Source organism: Streptomyces sp. NPDC006296, from assembly GCF_040613235.1.
Taxonomy (GTDB): Bacteria; Actinomycetota; Actinomycetes; order Streptomycetales; family Streptomycetaceae; genus Streptomyces.
Genome location: NZ_JBEXRT010000078.1, coordinates 1 through 7,382 on the forward strand (window position 1 = coordinate 1; position 7,382 = coordinate 7,382).

Consider the following 7,382-nt stretch of genomic DNA (forward strand, 5'->3'; position numbering starts at 1 on the left):
CTGCCGCCCCGGCTCACGTACGCGGCCCCGTCGGCACTGGCCGACCACAGCACCCTGCGGTCCGGGCGTCTGCCCGTGGCGCGGGCCGCGGCGCGCTCGGACGGCGAGTGCGGAACAGGCCGTGCGCTCGACCCACCGGTGCGAGCCGGCACGTGAAGCCCCGGGCGCGGGTCGAGCGACGGGGCTTCCGGCCCCCGCCCGCCCGCCCGGCGGTGGCTCGTTGACCGCCCCGCCGGTGGCGCCCGGCGCGGTGCGGCACCGCCGGAGGCGGCGTCCTCACCCCCGGGGCGGCGGGGCCGTGCTGGCCCGGACCACCAGGCGGGTCGGGACGAGCGTGGTGCCGCGCTCCGTCGTCTCGTCGCGGATCTGCCGCAGCAGCCCGTCCACACAGAGCCGGCCGATCTCGGCGAAGTCCTGGTGGACGGTGGTGAGCGGCGGGAGGAACGACGCGGAGTCGGCGATGTCGTCGAACCCCACCACGCTCACGTCCTCGGGCACCCGCCTGCCCTTCTCGTGCAGCGCGCGCAGGACGCCCAGTGCCATCTGGTCGTTGGCGGCGAAGACCGCGGTGCAGGCCGGGTCGGCCGCAAGCCGGAGCCCCGCCGCGTACCCCGAGGCGGCCGACCAGTCGCCGCCCACCGGGGGCGGCACCGGGCAGCCCGCCTCCTCCAGGGTCTGCTGCCAGGCATGGGCGCGGCGCTGCGCGGCGAACGACTCCGCCGGACCGGCCACGTGCACCACGGTGCGGTGACCGAGGTCGAGCAGGTGCCGCACGGCCGCCCTGGCGCCCCCGGACTGGTCGGTGTCCACGACGCTGTAGCGGTCGCCCGCGTCCGAGTCGGCCACCACGACATGGGTGTGGGGCGGCAGCGAGATCGCGGCGTCCAGCAGCCGCACTTCCATGATCACTATGATGCCGTCCACCACCTGCTCGCCGAGCACGGTGACGGCTCCCTGGACCCCGGTGCTGGTGGGGGTGGCGACCGGCAGCAGGGTGATGGCGTACCCCTCGTCGGCCGCGGAGGCCGAAATGGCCTCCAGCGTGCGGACGTTCCCCGTCGTGGCGAGGGTGAACAGGATGACGCCCAGGGTGCGGAACTTGCCGCTCTTGAGGGCTCGCGCGGCGCTGTTGGGGCGGTAGTTGAGCTCCTTCATGGCGGCCAGAACGCGTTCGCGGGTGTCTCCGGACACCATCGGGTGCCCGTTGGAGACCCGGGAGACGGTCTGCGAGGAGACCCCGGCCAGACGCGCGACGTCCGCCATGGAGGCCTCCTTGCGCGGGGGTCTGTCCGTGCCTCGTTCCTGTGCCTGCACCTGTCCCGCCTTCGTCGTCGCGTGAGCCTTTCACCGTGAGGGAGTGCTCTTCCGGCCGCGGGTCGTCCTCCACCGCGTGCGTCTGGGAGTGGCCCGGCGGGTGACCGCCCGTCGCTGCTTCGCGTCCTGCTCGCGTCGTGCGGCACCGGGGCTCGGGCCAGGGCATTTGTACCACTGCCGGACAGCCGGCACCGACCGAGGGGCCGGTCGTGGTGATCGGCGCTACCAGACGACCGTCCGATGAGGGGGAATATCCTGAAACCCGTCCGGGTGAACGGGGATCCCGCCTTGACCGTGGGGAGGAGACCGTGTGAACATCCTCCCACCGATGGATGTTTACGTAAACATCGGCCTTCTCAAGCACAGCGCCTCCACGATGTCCGGTGTCTCCATCCGGCCGGGGCCATGCTCAACGCCGGATCAACAGGAGTACCCATGACGGCCGTTACGCCGATCACCACCGGACGCCGCCCACCGGCGGGAGGCCTCCGCAGCCGGCGCGGGCGGACGGGCTGGGTGTTCGTCGGCCCGTTCATGGCGGTGTTCGCCCTCGTGTTCCTCGCCCCGATCGCCTACTCGCTCTATCTGAGCTTCTTCCGGGACCAGTTGATCGGCGGCACCTCGTTCGTCGGCCTGGACAACTTCCGACGCGCCTTCGAGGACGAGCAGTTCTGGGACGCCGTCGGCCGGGTGGCCCTCTTCCTCGTGGTGCAGGTGCCCGTGATGCTGGGGCTCGCCCTGCTCATCGCCCTGGCCCTGGACAGCGGACGGCTCTACGGGAAGAGCTTCTTCCGGATAGCCGTCTTCCTGCCGTACGCCGTGCCCGCCGTCGTCGCCACCCTGATGTGGGGCTTCATCTACGGCACGCGCTTCGGGCTCGTCGGGAACATCAACGACGCCCTCGGGGTGTCGCTGCCCGACCCGCTCTCGCCCTCCCTGGTGCTCACGAGCATCGGCAACATCGTCACCTGGGAGTTCATCGGCTACAACATGCTGATCTTCTACTCCGCACTGCGCGTCGTGCCCAAGTCCCTCTACGAGGCGGCGGAGATCGACGGGGCGGGGGAGTGGCGGATCATCACCGCGGTGAAGATCCCCGCGATCCGCGGCGCCCTCGTGATCGCGACGATCTTCTCGGTGATCGGCAGCTTCCAGCTGTTCAACGAGCCCAGCATCCTGCAGAGCCTGGCGCCGAACGCGATCACGACCTACTTCACGCCCAACCTCTACACCTTCACGCTGTCCTTCTCCGGACGGCAGCAGAACTACGCGGCCACGGTCTCCCTCATCATGGGAGTCGTCACGATGATCATCGCCTACGCGGTCCAGCTGCGCGGCATGCGAAAGGAGGCGTGAGTGATGAGCGCCCCCTCCGTCACCGCCCGGCAGAAACCCCGCCGAACCACCCACCGCGCGCCGGCACCCCGCCGCGCCGCGCGCCGGCGCCACTCACCCGGCCGCCCGCAGCGCAGCACGCTGCTCACCGTCCTCATGGGGCTGACCGCGGTCTACGCGCTCATGCCGCTGGCCTGGCTCGTCATCAACGCCACCAAGACGCAGAAGGGTCTCCTCGACTCCTTCGGCCTCTGGTTCAGCGGTGACTTCGCCCTCTGGGACAACATCACGCAGACCCTGACCTACGACGACGGCATCTTCGTCCGCTGGTTCCTCAACACCCTGCTGTACGTGGTCGTGGGCGCCGGCGGTGCCACGTTCCTCGCGGTCCTCGGGGGCTACGGCCTGGCCAAGTTCGACTTCACGGGCAAGCGGGCCGTCTTCGCCACCGTCATCGGGGCGGTCGCCGTCCCCGCGACCGCCCTGGCCGTCCCCACCTTCCTCATGTTCAGCACGATGGGCCTCACCAACACCCCCTGGTCCGTCATCATCCCGTCCCTGATCTCACCGTTCGGGCTCTACCTCATGTGGGTGTTCGCCGCCGAGGCCATCCCCACCGAACTCCTGGAAGCCGCCCGGGTGGACGGGTCCAGCGAACTGCGCACCTTCTTCCAGGTCGCACTCCCGCTGCTGACCCCGGGTATCGTGACGGTGCTGCTGTTCACCATGGTGCAGACGTGGAACAACTACTTCCTGCCCCTGATCATGATCAAGGACCCCGACTGGTATCCGCTGACCCTGGGACTCAACGCCTGGAACCAGCAGGCCTCCACAGCAGGCGGCCAGCCGGTCTTCAACCTGGTCATCACGGGTTCCCTGCTCACCATCGTGCCCTTGATCATCGCCTTCCTGCTGCTCCAGCGCTACTGGCAGTCCGGACTTGCGGCGGGCAGCGTCAAGGGGTGATCCGCCCCCCGGCCGCACCGGCCACCCGATCTCCGCGCCCCGGAACCGGATTCCCCCGGTCCTCGTTCGGCGCGGCGTACCACCCCGCACCGACGCCGCACCCCCGTGCGGACGTACCAGGGTTCGTGCACCACCCACACCACAACGGAGTAGAGCCATTATGAGAACCATGACCAGACGCGCGATGCGTGGCGTCGGCCTTCTGTGCGCGGCCGCGCTGAGCCTCACCGCGTGCGGGTCCTCGGACGAGGCCGCATCGGACAAGACCGTGCGCGGAAGCGAACTCCGTGCGGCCCTCAAGGAGGGCGGTTCCCTCACCGTGTGGGCGTGGGAGCCGACGCTGAAGCAGGTGGTCAGCGACTTCCAGAAGGAGTACCCGAAGGTCAAGGTCAAGCTGGTCAACGCCGGTACCGGCAACGACCAGTACACCGCCCTGCAGAACGCCGTCCAGGCCGGTTCCGGTGTCCCGGACGTCGCGCAGGTCGAGTACTACGCCCTGGGCCAGTTCGCCCTCGGCAAGTCCCTCGAGGACCTCAGCCGTTACGGCGCGGGCGAGTTCAAGGACGACTACTCGCCGGGCCCGTGGAACTCCGTCACCGTCGACGACGCGGTGTACGCCCTGCCCATGGACTCCGGCCCGATGGCGCTCTTCTACAACAAGAAGGTCCTGGACAAGCACCAGATCGCCGTCCCCACCACCTGGGACGAGTACCTGGAGGCGGCCCGCGCCCTGCACGCCGCGGACCCGAAGGCCTACATAGCCAACGACACCGGTGACGCGGGCTTCACGACCAGCATGATCTGGCAGGCCGGCGGCACCCCCTTCAAGACCGACGGCACCGACGTCACGATCGACCTGACCGCCGACAAGGGCGTCACCGCCTTCACCGAGGTCTGGCAGAAGCTCCTCGACGAGAAGCTCCTCGCGCCCATCGAGAACTGGAGCGACGAGTGGTACAAGGGCCTGGCTGACGGCACCATCGCCACCCTCTCCACCGGCGCCTGGATGCCCGCCAACTTCGAGTCCGGCGTCGAGTCCGCCTCCGGCGACTGGCGCGCGGCCGCCCTCCCGCAGTGGAAGAAGGGCGGCGAGGTCAGCTCCGAGAACGGCGGCAGCTCCCTCGCGGTGATGGCGGCCGGCAAGAACAAGGACCTCGCGTACGCGTTCAACGAGTACGCGAACCACTCGGACGGCGTCCAGGCCCGCATCGCGGCCGGCGCCTTCCCCGCCACCACGGCCGACCTCTCGTCCCGGACGTTCCTCGACACCCCCTTCCCGTACTTCGGCGGCCAGAAGGCGAACGTGATCTTCGCCCGGTCCGCCACCCAGGTCCCCGAAGGCTGGTCCTACCTGCCCTTCCAGGTCTACGCGAACTCCGTCTTCAACGACTCCGTCGGCAAGGCCTACGTCTCCGACACCAAGCTGGCCGACGGGCTGAAGCAGTGGGAGAAGGCCGCCGTCACCTACGGCGACGACCAGGGCTTCAGCGTCAACAAGTGACGTCCCTGCCCTGACCCGGCGCGGGGCGGCAGCCCGCTCGACGGGCAGCCGCCCCGCGCCGTACGTGTACCCCGTGTCCGAAAGGATCATCATGACCCCCGCCTCCGCGCGCCACTGGCTGCGCCCGCCCTCCGACGACCGCCCGGCGAGCTTCGCCTACGGGGCCGACTACAACCCGGAGCAGTGGCCCCGCGAGGTGTGGAAGGAAGACGTCCGGCTGATGCGCGAGGCCGGCGTCACCGTCGTCTCCGTCGCCATCTTCTCCTGGGCGCGCCTGCAACCGGCCGAGGACCGCTGGGACTTCGACTGGCTGGACGAAGTCCTCGACCTGCTCCACGCCGGCGGGATCGGGGTCGACCTCGCCACCGCCACCGCCTCGCCGCCGCCCTGGCTCACCACCCTGCACCCGGAGATCCTGCCGGTCACCCGCACCGGGGAGACCCTGTCCCAGGGCGCGCGACAGCACTGGCGGCCCACCTCACCCGTCTTCCGCAGATACGCGCTGAAGCTGGTCGAGGCCATGGCCACCCGCTACGCCGACCACCCCGCCGTGGTCGCCTGGCACATCTCCAACGAGCTTGGCTGCCACAACATCTACGACTACTCCGACGACGCCGCCCAGGCCTTCCGGGACTGGCTGCGCGCCCGCTACGGCACCCTGGACGAGCTCAACCGGGCCTGGGCGACCTCCTTCTGGTCGCAGTACTACGGGGACTGGGCGCAGATCCAGCCGCCGCGGCTGGCCGCCAGCCACGCCAACCCGACCCAGCAGCTCGACTTCAAGCGCTTCTCCTCGGACGCGCTGAAGGACTACCTCCGCGCCGAACGCGAGGTCCTGCGCCGGATCACCCCCGACATCCCCGCCACCACGAACTTCATGGTGATGGGCGGCACCCAGGGCATGAACTACCCGGACTGGGCGCAGGAGATCGACTTCGTCTCCAACGACCACTACGCCCACCCCGGCCCGCAGCGCCTGGACGAGCTGTCCTTCTCCGCCGCCCTCACCCACTCCATCGCCCTGGGCAAGCCCTGGTTCCTGATGGAGCACTCCACGAGCGCGGTCAACTGGCAGCCCGTCAACGTCCCCAAGCGGGAGGGCGAGCTCGCCCGTGACTCGCTCGTCCACGTCGCCCACGGAGCGGACGCGGTCTGCTTCTTCCAGTGGCGCCAGTCCGCCGCGGGCGCCGAGAAGCACCACTCCGCGATGGTGCCCCACGCCGGGCCGGACAGCGCGGTGTTCCGCGCGGTGACGGCGCTCGGCCGCACCCTGGAGACGCTCACCCCGGTCACCGGATCCGTCCGGGAGCCCGCCCGCGCGGCCCTGGTGTACGACTGGGAGTCCTGGTGGGCCGTGGAACGCGACTCCCAGCCGTCCTCGCTGCTCAGCTACCGGCAGGAGGCGCTCGACTGGTACTCGGCCTTCCTGGCCCTCGGCGTCCGGGTGGACGTCGTGACGACCGCGGCCGACCTCACGGGCTACGACTTCGTCGCGGCCCCCCTCCTGAACGTCGTCCCGCTGGACCTGGCCGGCCGGCTGGACGCCCGTGTACGGGCCGGCGGCCACCTCGCCACCACCTACTACTCGGGTGTCGTCGACGAGAACGACCACGTCCACCTCGGCGGGTACCCGGGAGCGCTGCGCGACCTGCTGGGCATCCGCATCGAGGAGTTCGGCCCCCTGCTGGAGGACGAGGAGGTCCGCCTCGACAACGGTCTGACCGGCACGCTGTGGACCGACCGGATCGACCTCACCGACCCCGAGGCCGAGGTGCTCGCACGCTACGCGAGCGGGGACCAGGAGGGACGCCCCGCCGTCACCCGGCGCACCCTGGAGGGCGGCGGCTCGGCGGCGTACGTCTCCACCCGGCTGGGCAGCCAGGGACTGCCCGACGTGCTGGGGCCGCTGCTGTCCGCCGCCGGCGTGCACAGCGAACTGCCCGCCGCGGTACGGGGGCTGGTGGAGCTGACCGTACGGACCGACGGCGCGCAGGCCTACTGGTTCCTCGTCAACCGCACGGACGAGCCCGTCACCTTCGACGCGGTGGCCGCCGAGGTCCTCTCCGGTCCCGCGCCGGCCGCCGGGGGCGGCCTGGTCCTGCCCTCCCGCGGGGTCGCGGTGCTCCGGGCGGCGGCGGGCACCTCGCCCTTCCCGCACACCGCCGCCCGACCGGGACGAGCGGCCTGACGCGCACCGGGGCCCGGGGGGACGGATCCGTCCCCCCCGGCCCCCGGGGGCCCGCCGGGACGGCGGGGGCCCGGAACC

At 70.8% G+C, this 7,382-nt stretch carries 5 protein-coding genes; 4 read left to right on the forward strand and 1 reads right to left on the reverse strand.

Features of this window, described 5'->3' with window-relative positions:
• Positions 1 to 276: 276 nt before the first annotated feature.
• Complete coding sequence (locus ABZ172_RS29830) at positions 277 to 1,263, reverse strand: LacI family DNA-binding transcriptional regulator (protein WP_356888447.1); 987 nt, start codon at positions 1,261 to 1,263, stop codon at positions 277 to 279.
• A gap of 486 nt (positions 1,264 to 1,749) precedes the next feature.
• Here ABZ172_RS29830 and ABZ172_RS29835 point away from each other — a divergent pair, with 486 nt between their 5' ends.
• The 4 genes from ABZ172_RS29835 to ABZ172_RS29850 all read left to right on the forward strand — a co-directional run bounded on the left by ABZ172_RS29835 (position 1,750) and on the right by ABZ172_RS29850 (position 7,304).
• Positions 1,750 to 2,670 carry a sugar ABC transporter permease gene (locus ABZ172_RS29835; protein WP_356888449.1) on the forward strand — a complete coding sequence of 307 codons (921 nt, stop codon included), beginning with the start codon at positions 1,750 to 1,752 and terminating at the stop codon, positions 2,668 to 2,670.
• Between the two features lie 3 nt (positions 2,671 to 2,673).
• Positions 2,674 to 3,615: a carbohydrate ABC transporter permease gene (locus tag ABZ172_RS29840; protein ID WP_356888451.1), complete on the forward strand. Its 942-nt coding sequence runs from the start codon at positions 2,674 to 2,676 to the stop codon at positions 3,613 to 3,615.
• 160 nt (positions 3,616 to 3,775) lie between these two features.
• Complete coding sequence (locus ABZ172_RS29845) at positions 3,776 to 5,116, forward strand: extracellular solute-binding protein (protein WP_356888453.1); 1,341 nt, start codon at positions 3,776 to 3,778, stop codon at positions 5,114 to 5,116.
• 91 nt (positions 5,117 to 5,207) lie between these two features.
• Positions 5,208 to 7,304, forward strand: coding sequence for a beta-galactosidase (locus ABZ172_RS29850; RefSeq protein ID WP_356888455.1), 2,097 nt, complete (start codon positions 5,208 to 5,210; stop codon positions 7,302 to 7,304).
• Positions 7,305 to 7,382 lie beyond the last annotated feature (78 nt).

What these genes read in the sequence shown, in the direction of transcription:
- ABZ172_RS29830 (WP_356888447.1), bottom strand. Translation starts at nt 1,263, where the DNA reads ATGGCGGACGTCGCGCGTCTGGCCGGGGTCTCCTCGCAGACCGTCTCC.
- ABZ172_RS29835 (WP_356888449.1), top strand. Translation starts at nt 1,750, where the DNA reads ATGACGGCCGTTACGCCGATCACCACCGGACGCCGCCCACCGGCGGGA.
- ABZ172_RS29840 (WP_356888451.1), top strand. Translation starts at nt 2,674, where the DNA reads ATGAGCGCCCCCTCCGTCACCGCCCGGCAGAAACCCCGCCGAACCACC.
- ABZ172_RS29845 (WP_356888453.1), top strand. Translation starts at nt 3,776, where the DNA reads ATGAGAACCATGACCAGACGCGCGATGCGTGGCGTCGGCCTTCTGTGC.
- ABZ172_RS29850 (WP_356888455.1), top strand. Translation starts at nt 5,208, where the DNA reads ATGACCCCCGCCTCCGCGCGCCACTGGCTGCGCCCGCCCTCCGACGAC.